Genomic DNA, 22,124 nt, shown 5'->3' with positions numbered 1-22,124 from the left:
CATGGCACAGGTCTATCTCCACACCATGTTCGGCAACGGCGCACGCGCCATGCAGGAAGCCGCCGGTTCGCGCGCTTCCTATGCGCGCATGGAGGCGAATGCGGGCGCGGCCGACATGCTCACCGACCGGGAGGCGGACTTCATCGCCGCCCGCGACAGCTTCTACATGGCCAGCGTCAGCGAGGATGGCTGGCCTTACGTCCAGCATCGCGGCGGCCCGGCCGGCTTCCTGCGGCGGATCGGGGACAACCGGATCGGCTTTGCCGATTATCGGGGCAACCGCCAATATCTCTCGGCCGCGAACCTCGCCGCCGACGACCGGGTGTCCCTGTTCCTGATGGACTATCCCAACCGCCGCCGCCTGAAGCTGATCGGCCATGCCCATGGCAGCGACGATCCGGCGACCATCGCGGCGCTGATGACGCCCGGCTATGGCGCCGAACCTGAGCGCGCCTTCCTGATCGATGTCGTGGGCTTCGACTGGAACTGTCCGCAACATATCACCCCGCGCTTCACGCAGAAGGAGATCGAGCGCCTCACCGCGCCCCTGGTGGACGAGCTCGACCGGCTTCGCGCACGCATTGCCGAACTGGAAGGATAGAAATCATGAAAGACAAACTCACGCGCGGCGTCCATCATGTCGGGCTGACGGTGCCCGATCTCGACCAGGCGCGGGCCTTCTTCTGCGGCGTGCTCGGCTTCGACGAGGTGGGCGGCGTTCCCGATTATCCCTCCATCTTCCTGTCGGACGGCGCGATCCTCCTCACCCTCTGGCGCGCCGCCGATCCGCTGAGCGCCCGGGCCTTCGACCGGCGGGCCAATATCGGGCTGCACCATCTCTCGCTCGCGGTGGCCGACGATGCAGCGCTGGACACCGCGTGGGAGAAGGTGCGCGCCCATCCGGAGGTGGTGGTCGACGCCCCGCCCGGCCCGATCCGCGCCGGATCGGCCACCCGGCACTTCCTGGTCTTCATTCCGGGGGGCATCCGCCTGGAATTCGCCACGCCCTTTTCCTGAACCGCCGTCCTCCGATGTGGAAAGGGCTCCGGAGCATGCATGCTCCGGAGCCCTTTCCGTGCGACCCGGCGAAGGGATTACATGCGGATGCGCAGGCCCACCGAAACCATGCGCCCGATCGGGTTCGACACGAAGCCGTTATAGCCCCATGCGCCGCCCAATATGCCGTTGGTGTTGCCGTTGTAGAAGGGCGGGTTCTTGTCGAAGATGTTCTGGGCGTCGACATAGATCTGCCATCCCCGGGCGAAGCTTTCACCCTGGAATTCATATTGCAGGTGCAGGTCGAACGTGTCGTTGGCCTTGACCTTGTCGCCGCCGCCGATCGGGTTGCCGATCGAATTGACGATGATCGGCTCCACCGTCGTGCTGATCCAGTTGCGGTAGGAACCGGTATGGTTCCAGAACAGATCGGCGGACAGTCCATCCTTGGCCCAGCCCAGTTGTGCGCGGTTCTTGAACCGCACCGACGGGAAGGTGGTGTTGTAACCGGAAGTGTTGAGGATGCTGAAGTCCGTGCCGCCGCCGAAATTCTGCCGGAACTTCGTGAAGTAGGTGAAGCCCGTGCCGATCACGAAGCTGCCCAGTTCACCGATCTCCGTGCGATAGTTGAACTGCCCGTCGATCCCCTCCACCGTCAGGTTGAGCGCATTGCGGCTGCTCTGGTCGATCAGGAAATAGACCTGCGGCGGGATCGCGCCCGACACCGTCGCGCCATTGGCGATATTGGCGAACTCGTCGATCTGCGCCTGCGAACAGGTCTGCGGACAGATGGTCAGCAGGTTGCGCAGCCCCGCCGAGTTCACGATGGCGCTGGGGCTGGGGGAGGAAACGCCGCCGATGAACTTGTTGTGGAAATAGGTGAAGGCGGCGGTGAAGCCGGGCAGGAAGCGCGGCGCCAGGTCGATGCCCGCCGACCAGCTGCGGCCCTTTTGCGGGGTCATGTTGGAAAAGCCGCCGCCAAGCTGGCGCCGCATGCCCTGGATCGCCGGCGTGCCGATGGTGCAGGTGGTCGCATTGCACTGCACGCCGGGGATGTTCGCCACATCGGGATAGTTGGCGATGGGCACGGCGATCTGCGTGCCGTTCACGCCGACGCTGCCGGATGCGTAGAGATAACCCTGCGTCGGATCGCCGATCACCGCGGTCGGCGGCGCCACGAAGGCGCGGGAATAGTTGCCGCGCAGCTTGACGCCCTCCACCGGCTCCCAGTTCGCGGCGAACTTCGGATTGGTGGTCGATCCCACGTCGCTATAGCTGTCGTAGCGGCCGGAGATGCTGAGGTCGAAACTGTGCACCAGCGGAATGCCCATATCCGGTGAAACGACCGGAATATAGAGTTCGGCGTAAAGCGACTTCACGTCGCGCTTGTAGTTATAGACGCGGAAGTTCGAACCGGTCGTGGTCGGGCCGGTATTGTTGGAGCCCGTGATCTTCTGGGTCTGTTCATACCAGAGATATTCGCCGCCGACCGCGATCTTGAGCTTGCCCGCGGGAAGATTGAACAGCGACCCGTTGAGGTCGAGCTTCATCTGGTTGAAGGTGTTGTAGTTCGTATTTTCGCTATTGTTGCGATAGAGCGAGCGGATGACCGCTTCGGAAGTCCGGTTGGTGCCGTCGAAGGGCCGCCAGACGTCCAGCGCGTTCGCCGCCGTCAGCGGCAGGTTGAGCGCGATGACGTTCTGGCCCGGAATGTCGGTCGCCGTGGTGCTGCCGCTCAACTGCGCGGTGCCGTTCAGCGCCAGCAGGGCGCAGGCGGAACAGAAGCCGTTGACGGTGTTGAGCGCCGAGCGGTTCCAGCCGAAGGCGTCGCTGAAGGTCAGCGTCCAGTCGTCATTGACATGATATTCCGCGACGGCGGTCGAATAGATCGAATCCGACTGCGATTCCTGTTCGCCATAATCCGCGTCGGGCAGCAGGGCGAGCCATGTGATCGTCTGCTGCGTGGCGCCGGGCGCGCCCGCGGGCGCCTGGTAGAAGGGGTTGATCTGGCCGCCCCGGCCCGATCCGGGACCGAATACGGTGGCGTTGGTCAGGCCGCCGGGTCCGGACGCATTATGCGTTTCCTGGCGGTTATAGTTCATCATCGCGGTGACGGTGAACTTGTCCGAAAAATCGTTCGTGACCTTGATCATCGCATTCGCGCGGAACTGCGAAGGCAGAAGATTGGCGTAGACCGAATTGTTGCAGGGCGCGTTCGCCTGAATATTGGGAACTGTCGTCGTTGCACCGGGCGAAAGGAAGACGCCGCTGACCCCCGGCGCGATGATCGTCGCGGGGCTGCACTGATAGCTGTTGGTGTTGGTGCCGCCGACCGGACGATAATCGCCCAGGCTGGAAAAGCGGCGGTCCCTGTTCTTCAGTTCCGACTGGTCGGAATAGGAGCCCGCGACATAGACGCCGCCCGTGTCCCACTTCTTGCCCCAGATGAAGTTGAAGTTGGTATTGTGATAGCTGTCGGCAAAGCCCGCCTGCGCATTCGCCTCGAACCCGTCGAAGGTCCGCCGGGTGATGAAGTTGACCACGCCCGCGACCGCGTCCGACCCGTAGACGGACGATGCGCCGTCGGCCAGCACCTCGACCCGCTGGATCGCGCTGACCGGGATGATGTTGGGGTCGGTCTGGGCGAACTGCGTGCCGCCGCCGGGCAGGCGCAGGCCGTCAAGGATCACCAGCGTGGTGTTGGACGACGATCCCGCAAGGCTGTGGATCTGCGGCGAATAATAGGAATAGGCATTCTCGCCCTGCGCGACCGAACCGGCCGTGGAAATGGACGGCACGGTGTTGACGAGTTGCGACACGTTGACGGGCGCGGTCTTCTCGATCGTATCCTGGCCCACCGAAATCAGGTTGGACCCGACGGGCGCCACGCCCCGGATGGCGGAACCGGTGACGACGATGTCGCTGTCCGTCACCGACTGGCTGTTCTGGGGCGGCGGCGCGATCGTCGCATTGTCCTGGGCCAGCACGGGCTGGCCGGCCACCATCACCGCCGCGATCGCGATCAGCGAACTGTTCAATCGTGCAGGCAGATATTCTCCCAACATGGCTCTCTCCCTCATTATCATATACTATAGGATTTTTATGTGAGTTTATGGCTGTCCGGAGGCTGAAAGTCTCCGGATTCCGGGGTATTTGGCGATGGCCCCCGAGGGGCGCGGTTCAGTGCGGCTGGAAGCTGTGCAAGCCGCGGGGATAAGGGTTGATCGCGACGCGCGTGGCCATCTGGCCCGGCTGCCCGCCGAAGCTGGCGCGATGCCACCGGCCCTGGGCGGCGGTCACGACGTCGCCGGGCGACGCGGTGAAGAACGGCACGCCTTCGATCTGGTAATCGACATTGCCTTCCATGATGAACCAGAATTCATCATAGCCGAAGTGGAAATGGCCAAGATCGCTGGTCGGCGGAGTCTTGATGCCCTTTCCGCGAATATTGTTCACAAACAGATGATCGCCGGCGATGAAGGCGCCGGCTCTTTGCCCGCCGGTCACCACATCCTTGTAATAATCGAGATAAGGCCGGTCGGCGGCGCCATAATGCCCGTCGCCGCCCATCAACGCGGCCTTCACATAGGTGAAGCCCGGCACGTCCCTGGGCTTGTCCGGCCTGGTCGCGGCGGGATAGAGCGGCACGTCGCCCGCGCCGTGCACCTCCAGCCACAGCGCCGGCTCGTCGCCCACGCTTTCCAGGGTGAAAGGCAGGCGGAAGGGAATATTGACCTCTCCGCCCTTGACCGCGACGAAGGGTTCCTGTCCCTTGATGCTGACCCGAAGCTGCCCGCCCCAGACGATGAGGGCGGTCGCATTGTCGGCATACATCAGCGGTTCGGTGCGCTGCCCGGCCGCCATCTGGTGCCAGTCCGCCTCCAGATCGCGGTTGCGGACGATGGCGTGCGTCCAGCTTTTCTGGCCCTTGTGCGCGGCAAGGATGTCGGCGAGCTTCCACCAGGGACGATTGGGCGCGTCATAGGCGCGCGGCGGCGTCCGCTTGGGCGACCAGGCATTTTCCATGGGCGGGCGGGCGGGCGGCGCAGACGGCGCCGGCGCAGATGTCTGGGCCGACGCCCCCAGGATGAGCAGGGCGGGCGAACACAGATAGAATGCGGCCTTTATGATTGCCATCAATCCTCCCCTTGAGCAGACTTTTGCGTCTTGCATTTGATCATATAGGATATGATGTTAGAGCATTAGTCAAACAAATTATGACATGAAAAGAGGAGAAGGGCGTGAAACACATCTGGAAACTGGCCGTGATCGGCGGGATTGCGTTGTTTCCGCAATGTGTCGCGCTGGCGCAGGAAGATGGCTGCGCGCGTCTGGACGACCCGTCGGAACGCCTGGCCTGCTACGATCGCCGGTCTGGCCGGGCCGCGCAGGACAGCCGCCCGATTCCCGTCCCCGCGCCCCCCGCCGCGGCATCGGCGGCTGCGATCGACAGCTATCAGGACCGTCGCGACGCCCTCAAGAGCCGCACGGATTTCGACAGCCGCTTGAAGGCGGCGATCCCGCTGCGGCACGGCTATCACCGGCTGGAGCTGGAGGACGGCACCGCCTACGACACGACGACCGTCGCGCCGCCGCCGCCGGTCGGGGCGGTGATCCATGTCCGCCGCACGCCGTTCGGCACCACCTTCTTCGACATGGAAGGGCGCAAGCCCTTCACCGTCAGGCTGTCGCGCCGCCAATAGGCGCCCTGGCGCCCTCCCCGGCCGGCTGCTCCAGCAGCCGGTTCGGGTCCACGATCACCCAGGCGAGCACGCCCGCCAGCACCACGGCGGCCCCCGCGATGAAGGCGGCGGTCCAGCCGAATTGCGCGGCGATCATCGGCGTCAGGGTGGAGGTCAGCGCCCCGCCGATCTGGCACCCCATGTTCATGAAGCCGGACACGACGCCGCTATGCGGGCCCGCTATGTCCGCTGTCACCGACCAGAAGGAGCTTTGCGAGAGGTAGATCGCCCCCGCCCCCCCGGCCAGGATCAGCACCGCGAGCGGCGCATTGTCCACCATCGATCCGCTGGCCAGGAACAGGCCGGTCAGCACGAAGGAGAGCACGCCCAGCCCGGAGCGTCCCCAATAAAGGCCGTAGCGCGCCGACACCCGGTCGTTGATGACCCCGCCCAGCAGGCAGCCGAAGGTCATGCACAGGAAGGGCAGCATGGAGAAGACAGCGCTGGATTTGACATCCAGATGCCGCGCTTCGGCAAGATAGATGAAGAACCAGCTGAAGAAGATCCAGATCACATAGCCGAAGGCGAAATAGCTGACGAACAGGCCCCAGACATTGCGGCTGGAAAATATGGCGCCCCAGGGAATGGGTCCGGCCGACGCCGTTTTGGCCGGGGGCAGGCCCGCCTCGATATGCGCAAGTTCGGCCGCGTTCACCGACGGATGCTCCCGCGGCCGGTCCCGCGCGAGCCAGAACCAGACCGCGGCGGCGGCAAGGCCCATTGCCGCGCAGGCATAGAAGGATGCGCGCCAGCCGCCCCACAGGATGATCGCGGTGATCAGCGGCGGCGTGATGCCGGAGCCGGCGCCCACCCCGGCGAAGATCCACCCGTTCGCCTTGCCGCGCTCCTGCGCCGGTATCCAGCGCGACAGGAACTGGTTGCCGCACGGATAGACGACCGACTCGCCGATGCCGAGCGCGAAGCGGGTCAGCGCCAGCAGCAGCAGCGCGGCGCTGCCCTCCGGATGGATGAGCGCCGTCGCCGCGGTGAACACGCCCCACCAGAGCAGCGCGCCGGTCAGCACGATGCGGGGACCGTAGCGCGCGGCGAGCCAGCCCGCCGGCACCTGGAACAGCGCATAGCCGATCAGGAAGGCGCTGAAGACCCAGCCCAGCTGCACCTGGTCGATGGCATATTCCTTCCGCATCTCCACCCCGGCGACGGAGATGTTGGTGCGGTCGAGAAAAGCGATCGCGCTGATGATGAACAACAGGAAGATCAGGCCCAGCCTGACCCTGGACCGCGCGGCTCCATTCATAACCATCCCTCCCGCTTGGCTTCTGCGCCAAACAATATACTATATGATTCGTGATAAGATGATGTATGTCGGCATAAGCAGGCAAGAGCAAGCATTGGAGAGGGGAAGATGGGCATGGGCACGCCGCGCATGGCGCTGGTCGCAGCGCTGATGGCCTTTGGCGGAACGGCCATGGCGCAGGCCGCGCCGCCGCTGGCGCAACGTATCGGCCACAGCGATCCGGACAAAATGCGGGTTGCGAACGGCGTCCATGGCGGTGCGGGATCGATGAAGTTCGGGCCGCTGCTCGGCGCCAATGCGCTCAGCACCAACCTCATCTTCGTCCATCGCGGGACGATCGCGCCCAAAAGCGGCATCGGCCAGCATTTCCACAATGATTGCGAGGAGATGTTCATCATCCTCGACGGCGAGGCGGAGTTCACCATCGACGGCCGCACCTCGCGCCTGGCCGGGCCTGCCGGCGTGCCCGACCGCAAGAGGCATGCCCATGGCATCTACAATCCGACCGACAGGCCGCTGCAATGGCTGAACATCAATGTCGGCATGACCAAGAGCTATGACAATTTCGATCTGGGCGACCCGCGCACCGATGCGACGCTCGATCCCGTGCCGCAGTTCATCAGCATGCGGCTGGACCGCGCCCTCCTGAAGCCGGCGGCGGCCGCCCTGCCCGATGCGACCGGCGGCGTCCTCTTTCGCCGCGCGCTGGGACCGGCGGTCTTTTCGACGCCCTGGTCCTATGTCGATCATGTCCTGCTGCCCTCAAATGCGGCGCTCGGCCGCCGGGTGCAGGCGGATATGAGCGAGGTCTATTATGTGATCTCCGGCACGGGCGAAGTGACGCTGGACGGGGAAACCGCGCCGCTCAGCGCGGGCGACGCCGTGCCCGTCGACCTTGGCGAGGCGCGGGCGATCCGCCAGACGGGGGCGCAGCCGCTCGAACTGATGGTGATCGGCGTGGCGCGCGATCTGGCGGCGAAGGCCCGCTACCGCGCCGAAGCCGAAGCGCGCATGCAACCGCGGCGGTAACATCGCGCCGATCCTCTCGCGTCCCTCCTTTTCGATCATCCAAGAAGGAACCAAAGCCATGTCATCCCGCCTTCGCGCCGCCCTGCTTGCCGCTGCGCTCTGCCCCCTGACCGCGCCATTGCTGGCGCAGGAACCCGCCGCACCGGCTGCCGCGCCATCCTTCGAGCGGCTGGACCCGACGCTCGACGCGATCATAGCGCCGGGCACGCCGATCGAGCGGGTGGCGACCGGCTTCGGCTTTACGGAGGGGCCGCTATGGCATGAGGGCCGGCTCTGGTTCTCCGACGTCACCGGGGACAGGATGCGGGCCGTCAGCCCGGATGGAAAGGTGGAGGAACTGGTGGCCAATTCAGGCGGCCTGCCCAATCCCCCGGCGGGCGCCAGCATCGGCTCCAACGGCATGGCCCCCGCCCCCGACGGCACGGTGCTGATGACGCAGATGGGCGCTCGCCGCATCGTCAGGGTCGGCAAGGACGGCAGCCTGCAACCCTTCCTGTCGGAATATCAGGGCAAGCGGCTGAACAGCCCCAACGATCTCGTCTACGACAAGAACGGCGCGCTCTGGTTCACCGATCCGCCCTTCGGCCTGTTCAACGGCATGGACAAGGACCCGGCCAAGGAACTGCCCTTCAACGCCGTGTTCCGCTATGCCGACGGCAGGCTGACGCCGGTCATCACCGACATGACGCTGCCCAACGGCATCGGTTTCTCCCCCGATTTCAAGACCCTCTATGTCGGCAATTACGGCCCCGAAATGTATATCCGCGCCTATGATGTGCGCCCGGACGGCAGCCTGTCCGCGCCGCGCGAGCTGATCCGCTTCCCCGGCGGTCGCGGCGGTCCGGACGGGCTGAAGGTCGACACGGCCGGCAATATCTGGATGACGGGCCCGGGCGGCATCCGCATCGTCACGCCGCAGGGCAAGGTGCTGGGGCAGATCAGGCTGCCGGAAACCGCAGCCAATCTGGCCTTCGCGGAGGATGGGCACATGGTCTATATCACCGGCAGCACCAGCATCTATCGCCTGCGCAGCAAGGTGAAGGGGATGCTGCCGCTCTACGCCGGGGGCCAATGAAGGGCAGCGGGCGGCGACGCGCCGCCCGCTTGGGCCGAACCGCGTTTAACGGCCGCCCGCGCCCGGCCCGGCACCGGGCGCGGGGGCATAGTTTTTCGCCAGATAGGCCGTGATCGTCTTGACCTCCTCCGGCGAGACCTCGGCCCCGCGATCCGCCATGCCCTGCACGGTCGCCGCCCATTCCGCCTCGCTCCGCCGCTTCTGGAAAACCTGCCCGGTCGTGTGGCAGAAACCGCAGCGTTCGTTGATCAGGTCCAGGCCAGGGCCGGGCGGCGGCGGCGCCACGGCTACGGTCGCAGGCGCCTGCTGGGCCAATGCCCCCGCACCGATCAGGGGCAGGGTCAGGGCCATGATCATCAGTCCGACTTTACGCATGTCATGTCCTCAAGGAAGCGCATAGGCCACCACCTCGTCGCTGGTGGCCGGTGAAAAGGCGAAGCCCCCTGTCGCCACGACGGCGACCATCTGCCGTTTCCCCACGGCATAGGTCATCGGCGTTCCGTAGCTGGAACCGGGCAGTTCCGCCGTCCAGAGCAGCTTGCCCGTCTTCGTTTCGAACGCGCGGAAGCGCTGGTCCTTGGTCGCGCCGATGAAGGTCAGCCCGCCCGATGTCGTGAACGGCCCGCCCGCGCTGGTGATCCCCGCATCCTTGAGCGCGGGATGGCCGGTGTCGCCCAAGGGCCGGCGCCACGCCACCGTGCCCTTGGCGACATCTACGGCCATCAGCTCGCCCCATGGCGGCTTGTGACAGGGGAAGCCGGTTTCCATATCCGCGAAATAGGCGTAGCCGCCCTTCATGCCCCAGCTTCCGTCGGGCTGCTGCTCCAACTGCTGGGGGCTGGCGAGTTCGTTGAGGTTGATGACGTAGAGGCCCAGATCGGGGTCGAACGCGCCCCCGCCCCAGTCCACGCCTCCCAGGCTGCCGGGAAAGAAATTGATCGCGCTGTCGGCGCGCAGCGGCTGGAACGGCTTGCTGGGGGTGATGTTCAGCTTCTTGACCAGCGCCTCGCACCGGGCCTTCAGCTCCGGCGTGACATCCAATATGTCCTCGGCATTATAGGACAGGCGGGTAAGCGGCGGCGGCGCGACCGGCATGGGCTGGGTCGGCCAGGGCTGCTCGCCCGGCACGTCGGTCTCGGTCGGGACCGGCACTTCGCGCACGTCGAACAGCGGCTTGCCGGTCACGCGGTCCAGGATGAACATGATCGCCGTCTTGTTCATCGCCACCAGCGCGGGCGTGACCCGCCCGCCGCGCTTGATGTCGACCAGCGTCAGCGTCGGCAGGTCGAGGTCCCAGATGTCGTGATGCACGGTCTGGAAATGCCAGAGATATTTGCCGGTCGCCGCGTCCACCGCGACCACCGAGTTGGAGTAGAGATTGGCGCCCTTTCGGTCAGCGCCCCAGCGGTCGAAGGTCGGCGCGCCGACCGGCAGATAGGCGATGCCGCGCTTTTCATCGACCTGCACGAAGGTCCAGACATTGGTGCCCGATCGCGCCTTCGCGCTGTCGCCCTCCCAACTGTCCGCGCCCTTCTCCCCCGCCTGCGGGATGGTGTGGAAGGTCCAGACCAGCTTGCCCGTGCGCGCGTCCCAGGCGCGCACATCGCCCGCCGCGCCCTTGACCGGCATCTCCTGCACCCGCGATCCGGTGATGACCAGGTCCTTGTAGATGGCGGGCGGGCTGCTCATGCCCAGCGGCGCGGCGCGCAGGCCGTTCATCACCTCGGGCGTCTTCATGTTGACGATCCCGGCTTCTCCGAAAGCGGCGGCAGGCTGGCCGGTCGCGGCATCGAGCGCGATCAGCTTGCCGGACCGGGTGCCGAAGAAGATGCGCGCGCCCTTCCCCCTGGCTCCGGGCCAATAGGCGACGCCGCGAGTCGAGGGCTGGTCCTTGTTCGCGAGCGTATAGGCCCAGCGTTCCTTCCCCGTGGCGGCGTCCAGCGCGACGACGCGATTATAGGGCGTGGCGAGATACATGACGCCGTCGACCACCAGCGGCGTCGCCTCCGACGCTGAGAATCCAGTGGCGAACTTGGCGCGCATGCCGTCTGGCATTGGTCCCACATCGGCGGTCACGCCGGGCGGGCGCATATGATATACCCAGGCCTGCCGCAGCGTGCCCACATTGGCGGTCGTGATCTGCCTGAGGGGCGAATGGCGCGCGCCGCCGGGATCGCGGCCATAGGCGGCCCAGTCGGCATCGGCGGACGGCGCCGCCGTGGCTGCGCCGTGCAAGGCGCCGGCGGCAACGGAAATCAGGGAAGCCAGTGCGATGGACCGGCGGAACGAAGATGTGATTTTCAACGACATGCCTCTCCTGAAGGCGGGGTTTGACCTTTGGTCGACAAGCCCGGTTGTTCTTTTGTCAGGGGAATGCTAGCAGAGGGTCAAATCATATACAATATGATCTGTGACCGAAAATCGGCGCCCCCATATGGCGCATAAGGGAGAAGGAATATGGCGACGCTGCCATTGGCGGGCATCAGGGTACTCGACATTTCGCAGGTCATGGCAGGCCCGTTCTGCTGCATGCTGCTGGGCGACATGGGCGCCGACGTCATCAAGATCGAACCGCCGGTCACGGGCGATTCGACCCGGCATTCGATGGGCTTCCGCCTGAAGGGGGAGGACAGCCCCGGTTTCCTCGCGCTCAACCGCAACAAGCGCAGCATCGCCCTCAACCTGAAGGACGATGCCGATCGCGAAGTGCTCTATGCGCTGGTGAAGAGCGCCGACGTACTGGTGGAAAATGCCCGGCCCGGCGTCGCGGCGCGGCTGGGCATCGACTATGACACGCTGGCGAAGATCAATCCGCGCCTCGTCTATGCCAGCATTTCCGGCTTCGGCCAGACCGGCCCATGGGCGCAGCGCCCCGGCTTCGACCTGATCGCGCAGGCCATGTCGGGCATTTTGAGCTCCAACGGCTTTCCCGGCATGGAACCGGCGAAGAACAGCATCGCCGTGGCCGATCTGGGCGCCGGTCTTTTCTCGGCCTATGCCATCCTCTCCGCCATTATCGGCCGGGAAAAGAGCGGGCAGGGCCAATATATCGACGCCTCCCTGCTGGAAGCGGCGCTGGGCCTTTCGATCTGGGAGACGACGGAGCTTTGGGGAACGGGCAAGTCGCCCACGCCCATCGGTTCGGCGAACCGCATGTCCGCCCCCTATCAGGCGATGCAGGCGTCGGACGGCTGGTTCGTCATCGGGGCGGCCAATCAGGGATTGTGGCTGACCTTCCTCGACGTCCTCGGGCGTCCGGAGCTTCAGGACGATCCGCGCTATTCCAGCAACGCCGCCCGCGTCGTCAACCGGCTCGCGCTGATCGAGGATCTTGCGCCCACCTTCCTCACCCGCACGCGGCAGGAATGGATCGACGCCCTGCTGGCGGCGGGCGTTCCCGCCGCGCCGATCCTCGACTATGGCGAGGCGGTGACCAGCGAACAGGCCGTCGCGCGGGAGATGGTGATGCAGGTGCCCCATCCGGTGGAAGGCGAATTCAAGGCGCTGGGCTTCCCGGTGAAGATGCGGGGCACGCCGCAGGAGGTCCGCCTGCCCCCGCCGCTGCTCAACGAACATAGCGACCTGATCCGGCAGGAACTGGTGGAAAAGGGCCTGCTCGCCCCGCAGCGGGAAGCCGCGAAATGAGCGAGGCGCGCCTCATTTACGAGAAGCGGGGCAATCAGGCCCATATCCGCTTCGACAATCCCGCCGCCCATAATGCGCTGACCGGCGCGATGTGGCACGACCTGCGCGACGCGGCGCGGGACATAGCGGCCGACCCCTCCATCCGCGTCGCGGTGTTCCGCGGCGTCGGGGGGAAGGCGTTCATATCCGGCACCGACATTTCCAAATTCGCGGATTATACGACCGGCCGGCAGGGCGTCGATTATGAGCGCGACATCGACGAATGCATGGGTGCGGTCGACGCCATCCCCTGCACCACCATCGCGGTCGTGGAGGGTTGGGCCGTGGGCGGCGGCATCAACATCTCCTCCGCCTGCGATTTCCGGATCGCGACCCGCGATGCGCGCTTCGGCTCTCCCATTGGCCGCACCATAGGCAACTGCCTCTCCGCCGCCAGCATCGCTCGGATCGGCGCGGCGGTCGGCGTGCAACGGGCGAAGCGCATGGTGCTGCTGGGCGAGATGCTGACGGCGGAGGAGCTGCTCGCCAGCGGTTTCCTGCTGCGGATCGTGGAGCGGGAGACGCTGGATGCGGAGGCCGACGCGCTGGCGCGGCGGGCCGCCGAAAATGCGCCGCTCACCACCCGTGCGACCAAGGAGACGATCCGGCGCATGGCCTTCGGAGCTTTGCCCGATGTCGAGGATCTGATTGCGGAGGTCTATGGCAGCGCCGATTTCCGGCGGGGCGTGTCCGATTTCCTGGCGCGCACGAAGAAAGTGCCGGACTGGACCGGCGCCTGATGGGGAAGCGGGCGGCGGGACGCCGCCCCGCCCTCATTTACCGCATTTGCATTCCGGCGCGGGCTTGGCCGGTTCGGGCCTTTGCGCCACGATCCTGACATTGGGCATCAGCGCCGCATTGGGCGGCAGCGCCAGGTCGCCGGCGGGAAAGCCGTTGGCTTCGAACATATAGGCTTCGATGTCCGCGACCTTCCGCCCGCCCAGGCTGCCCGGCGCGTTGAGCGGCATGGTCGTCTGGATGCGCGCGAACAGATCGCCGGCGGACGTGTTGTTCCAGTTGTTGAGGAAGGTCGGCCCGACCAGAGCGGGCGCGACGTCGATCCCGGCCAGCGTTTCGCCATGGCAGGCCGCGCAATTCTCCGCATAGGCGGCCTTGCCGCGCTCGGCCTGATCCTTCGTATAGACCCCGGTCCAGACATGGCGCTCGGGCGCCTGCGCGCGCGTCACGACCGCGCCGCCCGCAAGCAGCAGCGCGCCCGCCAGCCAATATCCCCGCGTCACCTTGCCCATCGAGCCACTCCCGCCATTAAGCCACTCCTGCCATCAAGCCATTCCTGGAAGTCGGAACGCCACCAGTTCGGCGCTGTAATTGCCGCCGCCAATGGCGACGACGATATATTGGCGGTTGTTCAGCATATAGGTCATGGGCGATCCGCTCTGCGGCGCGGGCATGTAGACCGCGCCCTTCTCCTCGCCCGTGGCCTTGTCATAGGCGCGCAGCATCGCGCCCCGGATGCCATATTCATTGGTGTAGAAGCCCGCCTCGCCGCAGATCACCAGGCTCTTGGTGCACAGAGGCCCCAGATTGCCTGCCCGGCCGGTGCGGGGAATCTTCAGGCCCTTGAGCGCCGGGTGGTTGCGGACATTGTCCGGCGTCTCGCCATGGGCGACCTGCCATTTGAGGTCGCCCTTGCCCAGGTCGATGGCGGTGATGCGGCCATAGGGGGGCTTGAGCAGCGGCAGGCCCTGCACGGTCAGGAAACCGGGCGGCGGCCCCGAACCGGGCTTCGCCGCCGGGGGCCGCATGAAGGGCGTCGGCGCCGCCGCGCCCATCGCCACCTGCGGTCGCACTTCGGACCCGGCAATGCCGTGCACATGCGGAAATTCGGAGACGCTGGGGTCTTCGTTCGGGATGATGCCGATCACGGAGGGCTGGGTTTTCGAATAGACGAAGACGGTATGGCTTTCCGGATCGTAGCAGCCGCCCGGCCAGTTGGTCCCGCCCTGGATGCCGGGCGCGGATATGGTGCCCCAGCGGCCGGGCTTGCTGACCACGGGCGGCGTGTAGAGCGGCCCGATCTTGTACTGCTTCACCAGTTCCACCGCCTGCGCGCGCAGTTCCGGCGTGAAGTCGATGAGGTCGTCGATGCCGACGCCCTGCACGTCATAGGCGGGGGGCTTGGTCGGGAATGGCTGGGTCTTGGCATACCATTCGCCCGGCACGTCGCCCGCCTCCACCGGCCGCTCGACAATGGGCCAGATCGGCTGGCCGTTGGTGCGGTCCAGCACATAGAGGAAGCACTGCTTGGTCGGCTGCGCCAGCGCCTTCACCGTCCTGCCGTTCACCGGAATGTCGCACAGGATCGGCGCGCAGGGGATGTCCCGGTCCCACAGGCCGTGATGGACGAGCTGATAATGCCAGCGCCGCACGCCCGTCTCCAGGTCCAGCGCGACCAGCGACTCCCCGAACAGGGCGTTGCCGCGGCGGAACATGCCCATCTCGTCGCCGGTGGGCAGCTCCACCGGCACATAGACCAGCCCCAGTTCCTCGTCGGCGGACATTTCCGCCCAGACGCCGCCATTGCCGGCTTCGTCGGCGTCGCCGTTCAGCCAGCTGTCATAGCCATATTCGCCCTTTTTCGGGATGGTGTGGAATATCCACTTGCGCTTGCCGGTGCGCACGTCGAAGCCGCGCACATAGCCCTTCACATTCTTGCGCACCGCCGGCACGTCGCCCGCCGTATGCGCCGCGCCCACCACCACCGTGTCGCGGGCGACGAGCGGCGTCGCGTGCAGCCCGACATCGGCGGTTTCCGGATCGATCTCCTGATCGAAATCCTTCTTGAGGTCGACCACGCCGTTCACGCCAAAGGCCGGATCGGGGATGCCGGTCGCCGCATCCAGCGAGACGAGCTGATAACCGATGGTCACGAACAGGATGCGCTCCTGCTTGCCGTCGGTCCAGTAGGAGCAACCATGGCCCGAAAGCTGGCGCGGGGAATTGAGCGCGCGCTGCCCCTCATCCTTGCGGAACATCCAGAGCAGTTCGCCCGTCGCCGCGTCGATGCAGACGCAGTCGCGGCGCGACCCGGCGGTCAGGAACAGCCGTCCCTTGATCAGCAGCGGCGTCGGTTCGAACTGATATTCCTTGCGCGCCCCCAATATGTCCGTCTTGAAGCTCCAGGCCACCTGAAGATCGCTGAAATTATCGGCGTTGATCTGGTCGAGCGGCGAATAGCGCGTATTGGCCTGGTCGGCGGCATAATGGCGCCATTCGGTGTCCGGCCCGCCGGGCAGATCCTGCGCCATGGCGCGCCGCATCGGGGCCGTGCCGATGCTTGCGGCGACGGCGACCGTCCCGCCCAACAGCCTGCGTCGGGTCATCTTGAACATCGCGCTTTCGGCCCCTTCCCTCTCTCTTTTCCGTGCCGTCGACCGGCTGCGGCTTACCAGCTCACCGCGATATATTTCGCCTCGCAATATTCGAGCAGGCCGTGATGTCCGCCCTCCCGCCCAAGGCCGCTCTGCTTGACGCCGCCGAAGGGCGCCGCGGCGTCCGACACCAGGCCGCGATTGACCGCCACCATGCCGGCCTCGATCTGCTCGGCCAGTTGCAGCCCCCGCTTGAGGTCGGCGGTATAGACATAGGCGGCAAGGCCATATTCGGTCGCATTGGCCAGCGCCACCGCCTCCGCCGGATCGTCGAACGGGATCACCGCCGCGACCGGGCCGAACACTTCCGTCGTCAATATCTCCGACCCCGGCTGGACGTTCGCGATCACCGAGGGCGGGTAGAAGAAGCCCGCGCCCTCCGGCGTCCTGCCGCCCAGCCTGACCTCCGCGCCGCGCGCCACGGCATCCGCCACCAGATGCTCGATCTTGTCGATCGCCTGCCGGTTGATCATCGCGCCGCACTGGGTCGCGCTCTCCAGGCCGGGGCCCATCTTCATCGCGCCCATGCGCTCTGCCAGCTTCGCGACGAAGGCGTCATGGATGCCGCGCTGGACATAGAAGCGGTTGGCCGCCGTGCACGCTTCCCCCGCATTGCGCATCTTGGCGACCATCGCGCCCTCGATCGCCTCGTCGATGTCGGCATCGTCCAGCACCAGGAAGGGCGCGTTGCCGCCCAGTTCCATGGAGGAGCTGATGACCTGGTCCGCCGCCTGGCGCAGCAGGATGCGGCCGACCTCGGTCGATCCGGTGAAGGACAGCTTGCGCACGCGCGGGTCGCGCAGGATGCCGCTGCACAGCGGCCCCGGATCGCTGCTGTTGACGACATTGACCACGCCCGCGGGCACGCCCGCCCGGCGCATGATCTCCGCCACGGCGAGCGCCGTCAGCGGCGTTTCCTCGGCCGGTTTCAGGATGCAGGTGCATCCCGCCGCCAGCGCCGGGGCGATCTTGCGCGTCGCCATCGCCGCCGGGAAGTTCCAGGGCGTGATCAGCAGGGCGATCCCGATGGGCTGATATTGCACCATGATGCGGTTCGCGCCGGAGGGCGAGACGGCCAGCTCCCCGTTGATGCGCACCGCTTCCTCCGCATACCAGCGGAAGAATTCGGCGGCATAGGCCACCTCCCCCCGCGCGTCGGGCAGCGCCTTGCCATTTTCCAGCGATATGAGCTGCGCCAGCCATTCCTGCTCCGCCATCATCGCATGGAAGCAGGCGAGCAATATGTCGGCGCGCTTGCGCGGCGGGGTCGCGGCCCAGTCCGCCGCTGCGGCGGCGGCGGCGTCGACAGCGGCGATGCCCTCGGCCGGGCTTGCGTCCGCGACGGAGGTCAACACCGCCTCCGTCGCGGGATTGAGGATGTCGATGCGCTTGCCGCTGGCGGCGGGCACCCACGCCTCCCCGATCAGCAGGTCGGTCGGGATGGCGAAGGGACCGGCATGGCCGTCGGTCGTCGTGCAGCTATAGCTTTGCGTCGTCATGGGAAACCTTGTTCGAGAAGTCAGGCGGACTTGAGCGCCGCCCGCTCGCCGGAAAAGGCGGCGCGGGTGATGCTCTGCATCGCCGGGAGATCGAGGGGACGGGGATTGTTCTTGACCAGCCGGGCGGCGTTCAGGGCGTTTTCCGCCACGAAGTCCTGCTGGTCGGCCTTCAGCCCCAGCGCCGCGAGCGAGGGTGGAATGTTGACGCGGCCAAGCAGGTCCGCGACCGCATCGATGAACGCCTGCGACATGTCCTCTTCCGCCGCATCGGACAGCCCCACCGTCCGCGCCAGTTCGGCGAAGGCGGGGGCGCAGAAGGGCCGGTTGAACTGCATGACATAGGGCAGCAGCGTCGCCACCCCGTCGCCATGCGCGGTGTGCGTCAGGTTGCCGACCGGATATTGCAGCGCATGCGCCGCCGCCGTACCCGCCGTGCCGAAGGCGCAGCCCGCCGCCAGCGCCGCCAGCATCAGCCCTTCGCGCGCTTCCATGTCGCTGCCGTCGCGATAGGCCCGCTCCAGGAAGCGGAAGATGTTGTCGACCGCCAGCCGCGCGAAATGATCCGACAGCAGGTTCTTGCCCACGAACACATGATCCTGCGTCAGCATCGGGTCGGCGGGGCGCGCCAGCGTCGTATAGGCCTCCACCGCATGGGTCAGCGCATCGGCGCCGGAACAGGCGGTCAGGGCAGGCGGGCAGGTGGCGGTCAGTTCCGGATCGCAGATCGCGACCAGCGGGATCAGATGCGGGCTGGCGATGCCGACCTTCACCCCGCGCTCGTCGTCGGACACCACCGCGACCGGCGTCACTTCCGATCCGGTGCCCGCCGTCGTCGGCATGGCGATCAGCGGCATGACCGGGCCGGGCACGGCGAATTCGCCATAATAGGACCGGATGTCGCCGCCATGGGTCAGCAGCACGGCGACGACCTTGGCCATGTCCATCGAACTGCCGCCGCCGATGCCGACCACCAGATCGGGGGCGAAGCCGCGCATCTCCTCGACACAGGCGTTGATCGATCCGATCGGCAGGTCGGGGATCGTCCGGTCGAAGACCCGGACCTCCAGCCCATGGGCCTGAAGGTCCGCGACCATGGCGTGGAATTCAGGCTGGGCGGCCTGCCGTTCGTCAGTGCAGAGCAGGGCGCGCTTGCCCAGCTTGCCGGCGGCGGAGCCGAGCGCGTGGCGCTGCCCGCGTCCGAACAGGACGGAGCGGGGCAGGCGGAGCGCGCCGAAGGCGGGAGGGACGTCGCTCACTTCTTGCCACCATCCGCGCCATATTGTTTCAGATAGGCGATGATGTCGGCGCGATCCTGCGCGGCGGCCATGCCGGGGAAGATCATCTTCGTGCCCGGAACCAGCTTCGACGGACCTTGCAGCAGCTTGTCGATGCTGGCCTCGTCCCATCTGATGCCCGACGCCTTCATCGCGGGCGAATAGCCATAGCCGCCTTGACTGCCCGCCACGCGGCCGACGACGCCGTTCAGCGAAGGCCCCATGGAGCGCGCCGGGTTCGGCCCGACCTTGTGGCACGCGGCGCAGCGCGCGAAAAGCTGCTGCCCATGCGCGGCATTTCCCTTCGGCGCGGGGGCGGCGACCGCCGTGCCGGCGATGACCGCGCCGATGCCCACAGCGAATATCCAAGTCTTCACCTAAACAACCTCCTGTCGTGCGCGCCATGCGCGCGATGTCCGAACCGAAGCGCCGGGGCGCTGCGGATGATTTCCGGCGATGGCATCACGCCTGGGCCCCCTGCCCGTCACGCAGCTTGCGCGAGGCGTCGATGCGCAGGAACAGCGCCGCCGCGATCAGGCAGAGGACGGAGAGGACCGCGAAGGCGGCGAACCAGCCGCTCATGCTGACGATATAGCCGGTGACCGCCGCCGCGACCGCCGCGCCGCTGTTGCCGAGCGTGTTCATGACCGCCGATACCGAGCCCGCATATTCGCCGCCAATGTCGAGCGTCACCGCCCAGGATACGCCGACCGTCAACTCCAGCCCGAACAGCGCGATGCAGAAGCAGAGGATGCTCGCCACATGCCCGTCCATGGCGGCCGCCAGCGGGATCATCGCTGCGGCCGTCAGGAAGCCGACCACCGCGACCGAGCGGCGCGCCATCTTCAACCCCGCGCCGCGCTTCACCAACAGGTCGGACGCCCATCCGCCCATCAGGTCGCCCACCACGCCCGCCATCAGCGGCAGGCTGGCGAACAGGCCCATCATGGCGATGTCGAACCCGCGCGCATCGTGCAGATATTTGGGGAACCAGGTCAGGAAGATGTTGATGCAATAAGCGTAGCAGAAATACATGGCCGACAGCACCCAGAGCTGCGAATTGGCCAGCAGGTGCCGCCATGGCACGCTCACCCGCGCCCGGCCCGCGCCCAGCGCGCCCTCGATCATCGCCAGTTCGGCGCGGTTGACCGAAGGATGCTCGCGCGGCGTGTCGCGATAGTAGAAGAACCACAGGGCCGCCCAGCCGATGCCGACCAGCGCGAAGGCCATGAAGGGCATGCGCCAGCCGAACTGGACGATGAGCAGCGCGACGAACACCGGCGTCACCGCCCCGCCCAGCCGCGCCCCCGCATGGGTCAGGCCCTGCGCCCAGCCCCGTTCCGACGGCAGCATCCAGCGCGAGAGCGACCGGGTGGCGATGGGAAAGGCCCCCGCCTCCCCCATGCCGAAGAGGAAGCGGCACACCATCATCGACCCGGCCGACCAGGTCAGCGCCGTCGCGGCGGTGAAGGTCGACCACCAAAGCACCACGCCGGTCAGCGCCCGGCGCGGCCCGAACCGGTCGCCCAGCCAGCCCCCCGGAATCTGGAACAGCGCATAGGCGATGGAGAAGGAAGCGAAGATCCAGCCCATCGTCACCGGCGAGAAGCCATATTCCTTCTCGATCACCGGGGCCGCCGTGGCGATTACGACGCGATCCATATAGGTGATGAGATAGGCGAGCACCGTCAGCCACAGCACGACATGGCGCGCCCGCGTCGGGCGCGCCGCACCGGCTCCGGCGGCCGCGTCGCGCGGTTCTGCGACGCTTGCCTCGCCGGTCACGGACGGGGCCCGCAGGCATCGGCCGCGCGGCCGGTGCAGGTCTGCCAGATGGTCGGCACCTTGTTGCCGGCGATATAGACGGCGTCGATGGCGCGGGTGTTGCGGATGTCCGCCGTGGGATCGCGATCCAGCACCAGCAGGTCGGCCCATTTGCCCGGCGCGACGGTGCCGATGTCCCTGGCACCCATGAACTCCGCATTGGCGCTGGTCGCGGCCGTGATCGCCTGCATCGGCGTCACCCCGGCCTTCACCATCAGTTCCAGTTCCCAATGCGCGAAATAGCCGGGAAAGCGCGCCGTCGGGCCGCTGTCCGTGCCCATGCCGTAGCGGATGCCCGCCTTCGCCTCCCGCGCGAAATTGTCCATCGCATATTGCAGGGTCGGCGCATATTTGGGGAAATTGGGCGCCGCGCCCAGTTTCGCCGCCCGCTCCGGACTGGCCAGTTCCTTCAGCACGGCGGGCGTCACCCCCCGCGCGAAGAAGGGATCGTCCAGGAAGGGCAGCGTCCTGTAGGTGAAGGACGCCTCGCGGCTCAGCGTCGCCGCCATCTGCCACATGCCCTTCGCCTTCATCTGGCCGAGCAGCGCGTCGTCCACGGCGCGGTCGCGCACGGAATGGGCGAAGGCGTCCACCCCTTCCCGCGTCAGTTCGGCGGCGTTGGAATAATAGAAGATGTGGGCGACGGTCTTCTTCCCGTCCTTGTGCGCCTGGTCGATCACGGCGCTGCTGATCCGGGGCGGCATGCGTTCCTCCAGCATGCCGAATTCGTCGTCGACCCACAGCTTGATGAGGTCTGCGCCCTTCGACGCCTCCTTGTCCACCATCGCCCGCGCCTCTTCCGGCGTGGCGACCGACTGGTCGAGGCCGGGGACGCCGCCATAGCTGCCCTTGAAGACCACGCCCTGCCCGACGGTATAGACCCGCGACATCGCCGTGGGCCCCTTGCGCCTCTGCTGGATCGGGAAGATCAGGTCCTTCTCCGTCCCCAGCGTCTGGACGGTGGTGACGCCATAGGCGGCGTAGATGCGAAGCTGCTTCTCGATATTCTCAGCCGTCTGATATTGCAGATTCTGGGTGATGCCGTCGACCAGCCCCAGATGGATATGGCTGTCGATCAGGCCGGGCATCAGATATTTGCCCTTCAGCCTTTCGACCTTCGCCCCGGCCGGCGCCTTCAGCTTCGCGGACGGCCCGACCCAGTCGATCCGCCCATCCGTCATGACCAGCGCCTGGTTCGCCGCCGGCGCCTTGCCGGTGCCGTCGATCAGCGTGAAGTCGCGCAGCACCCTGGTTTCGGCCAGCGCCGCCGCCGGAAGTCCGGCAAGCATCGCGATCGTCAGGCTGACAAGTGAAAAACCGGCTTTCATGGCTGACCGCATTACCCATCCTC

General features: G+C 66.5%; 19 protein-coding genes. 7 read left to right on the top strand and 12 right to left on the bottom strand.

Annotation, left to right across the window (positions count from 1 at the left end; genetic code table 11):
• The first annotated feature begins 1 nt into the window (after position 1).
• Positions 2 to 601, top strand: coding sequence for a pyridoxamine 5'-phosphate oxidase family protein (locus tag LDB29_RS22115; protein WP_025550667.1), 600 nt, complete (start codon positions 2 to 4; stop codon positions 599 to 601).
• A gap of 5 nt (positions 602 to 606) precedes the next feature.
• Entirely contained in the window at positions 607 to 1,017 is a 411-nt protein-coding gene (locus tag LDB29_RS22110) for a VOC family protein (RefSeq protein WP_025550669.1), read from the top strand.
• Between the two features lie 77 nt (positions 1,018 to 1,094).
• On the opposite strand, the gene LDB29_RS22105 is transcribed toward LDB29_RS22110, so the two are convergent.
• Together LDB29_RS22105 and LDB29_RS22100 are read right to left on the bottom strand one after the other, a co-directional pair.
• Complete coding sequence (locus LDB29_RS22105; protein ID WP_257557885.1) at positions 1,095 to 4,061, bottom strand: TonB-dependent receptor domain-containing protein; 2,967 nt, start codon at positions 4,059 to 4,061, stop codon at positions 1,095 to 1,097.
• A gap of 115 nt (positions 4,062 to 4,176) precedes the next feature.
• Positions 4,177 to 5,133 carry a cupin domain-containing protein gene (locus LDB29_RS22100; protein WP_257557883.1) on the bottom strand — a complete coding sequence of 319 codons (957 nt, stop codon included), beginning with the start codon at positions 5,131 to 5,133 and terminating at the stop codon, positions 4,177 to 4,179.
• A gap of 104 nt (positions 5,134 to 5,237) precedes the next feature.
• On the opposite strand from LDB29_RS22100, the gene LDB29_RS22095 reads away from it, so the two are divergent.
• Complete coding sequence (locus tag LDB29_RS22095) at positions 5,238 to 5,699, top strand: hypothetical protein (protein ID WP_257557882.1); 462 nt, start codon at positions 5,238 to 5,240, stop codon at positions 5,697 to 5,699.
• Here the strand turns inward: LDB29_RS22095 and LDB29_RS22090 are convergent.
• On the bottom strand, positions 5,677 to 6,996 hold the full coding sequence (locus LDB29_RS22090; RefSeq protein ID WP_257557880.1) for an MFS transporter: 1,320 nt from the start codon (positions 6,994 to 6,996) through the stop codon (positions 5,677 to 5,679). The genes LDB29_RS22095 and LDB29_RS22090 overlap by 23 nt on opposite strands.
• A 108-nt stretch (positions 6,997 to 7,104) precedes the next feature.
• Between LDB29_RS22090 and LDB29_RS22085 the strand changes: the two genes are divergently transcribed.
• Together LDB29_RS22085 and LDB29_RS22080 are read left to right on the top strand one after the other, a co-directional pair.
• On the top strand, positions 7,105 to 8,025 hold the full coding sequence (locus LDB29_RS22085; protein ID WP_257557878.1) for a cupin domain-containing protein: 921 nt from the start codon (positions 7,105 to 7,107) through the stop codon (positions 8,023 to 8,025).
• A gap of 58 nt (positions 8,026 to 8,083) precedes the next feature.
• Positions 8,084 to 9,100: an SMP-30/gluconolactonase/LRE family protein gene (locus LDB29_RS22080; RefSeq protein WP_257557876.1), complete on the top strand. Its 1,017-nt coding sequence runs from the start codon at positions 8,084 to 8,086 to the stop codon at positions 9,098 to 9,100.
• Between the two features lie 45 nt (positions 9,101 to 9,145).
• Here LDB29_RS22080 and LDB29_RS22075 read toward each other — a convergent pair whose 3' ends face one another.
• Both LDB29_RS22075 and LDB29_RS22070 read right to left on the bottom strand, forming a co-directional pair.
• On the bottom strand, positions 9,146 to 9,475 hold the full coding sequence (locus tag LDB29_RS22075; RefSeq protein ID WP_065846312.1) for a cytochrome c: 330 nt from the start codon (positions 9,473 to 9,475) through the stop codon (positions 9,146 to 9,148).
• Between the two features lie 9 nt (positions 9,476 to 9,484).
• Positions 9,485 to 11,410, bottom strand: a complete 1,926-nt coding sequence (locus LDB29_RS22070; protein WP_257557872.1) for a pyrroloquinoline quinone-dependent dehydrogenase — start codon at positions 11,408 to 11,410, stop codon at positions 9,485 to 9,487.
• A 147-nt stretch (positions 11,411 to 11,557) separates the two neighbouring features.
• Here LDB29_RS22070 and LDB29_RS22065 point away from each other — a divergent pair, with 147 nt between their 5' ends.
• Both LDB29_RS22065 and LDB29_RS22060 read left to right on the top strand, forming a co-directional pair.
• Entirely contained in the window at positions 11,558 to 12,745 is a 1,188-nt protein-coding gene (locus tag LDB29_RS22065; protein ID WP_257557870.1) for a CaiB/BaiF CoA-transferase family protein, read from the top strand.
• The gene (locus tag LDB29_RS22060) at positions 12,742 to 13,524 is read left to right on the top strand and encodes an enoyl-CoA hydratase (protein WP_257557868.1); all 783 of its coding nucleotides are present in this window, start codon (positions 12,742 to 12,744) and stop codon (positions 13,522 to 13,524) included. The genes LDB29_RS22065 and LDB29_RS22060 overlap by 4 nt, the downstream gene beginning before the upstream one ends.
• Positions 13,525 to 13,557: 33 nt before the next feature.
• Here LDB29_RS22060 and LDB29_RS22055 read toward each other — a convergent pair whose 3' ends face one another.
• The 7 genes from LDB29_RS22055 to LDB29_RS22025 all read right to left on the bottom strand — a co-directional run bounded on the left by LDB29_RS22055 (position 13,558) and on the right by LDB29_RS22025 (position 22,101).
• Positions 13,558 to 14,034, bottom strand: coding sequence for a c-type cytochrome (locus LDB29_RS22055; RefSeq protein ID WP_025548698.1), 477 nt, complete (start codon positions 14,032 to 14,034; stop codon positions 13,558 to 13,560).
• Positions 14,035 to 14,067: 33 nt separating this feature from the next.
• On the bottom strand, positions 14,068 to 16,137 hold the full coding sequence (locus LDB29_RS22050; protein WP_257557866.1) for a PQQ-binding-like beta-propeller repeat protein: 2,070 nt from the start codon (positions 16,135 to 16,137) through the stop codon (positions 14,068 to 14,070).
• A gap of 53 nt (positions 16,138 to 16,190) precedes the next feature.
• Complete coding sequence (locus LDB29_RS22045) at positions 16,191 to 17,675, bottom strand: NAD-dependent succinate-semialdehyde dehydrogenase (protein ID WP_257557865.1); 1,485 nt, start codon at positions 17,673 to 17,675, stop codon at positions 16,191 to 16,193.
• A gap of 20 nt (positions 17,676 to 17,695) precedes the next feature.
• On the bottom strand, positions 17,696 to 18,931 hold the full coding sequence (locus LDB29_RS22040; protein WP_257557863.1) for an iron-containing alcohol dehydrogenase: 1,236 nt from the start codon (positions 18,929 to 18,931) through the stop codon (positions 17,696 to 17,698).
• Positions 18,928 to 19,326, bottom strand: a complete 399-nt coding sequence (locus tag LDB29_RS22035) for a c-type cytochrome (protein WP_048576760.1) — start codon at positions 19,324 to 19,326, stop codon at positions 18,928 to 18,930. Before LDB29_RS22035 ends, LDB29_RS22040 begins: the two co-directional genes overlap by 4 nt.
• A gap of 85 nt (positions 19,327 to 19,411) precedes the next feature.
• A complete protein-coding gene (locus LDB29_RS22030; protein WP_257557861.1) occupies positions 19,412 to 20,734 on the bottom strand; it encodes an MFS transporter in 1,323 nt (440 codons plus the stop codon).
• Positions 20,731 to 22,101, bottom strand: coding sequence for an amidohydrolase family protein (locus tag LDB29_RS22025; RefSeq protein ID WP_257557859.1), 1,371 nt, complete (start codon positions 22,099 to 22,101; stop codon positions 20,731 to 20,733). Before LDB29_RS22025 ends, LDB29_RS22030 begins: the two co-directional genes overlap by 4 nt.
• Positions 22,102 to 22,124: the final 23 nt, after the last annotated feature.

This window comes from Sphingobium sp. CFD-2 (genome assembly GCF_024611135.1).
GTDB lineage: Bacteria > Pseudomonadota > Alphaproteobacteria > Sphingomonadales > Sphingomonadaceae > Sphingobium > Sphingobium fuliginis.
The sequence above is the reverse complement of the archived record's forward strand: the minus strand, read 5'-3'. Positions and strand labels throughout refer to the sequence as shown.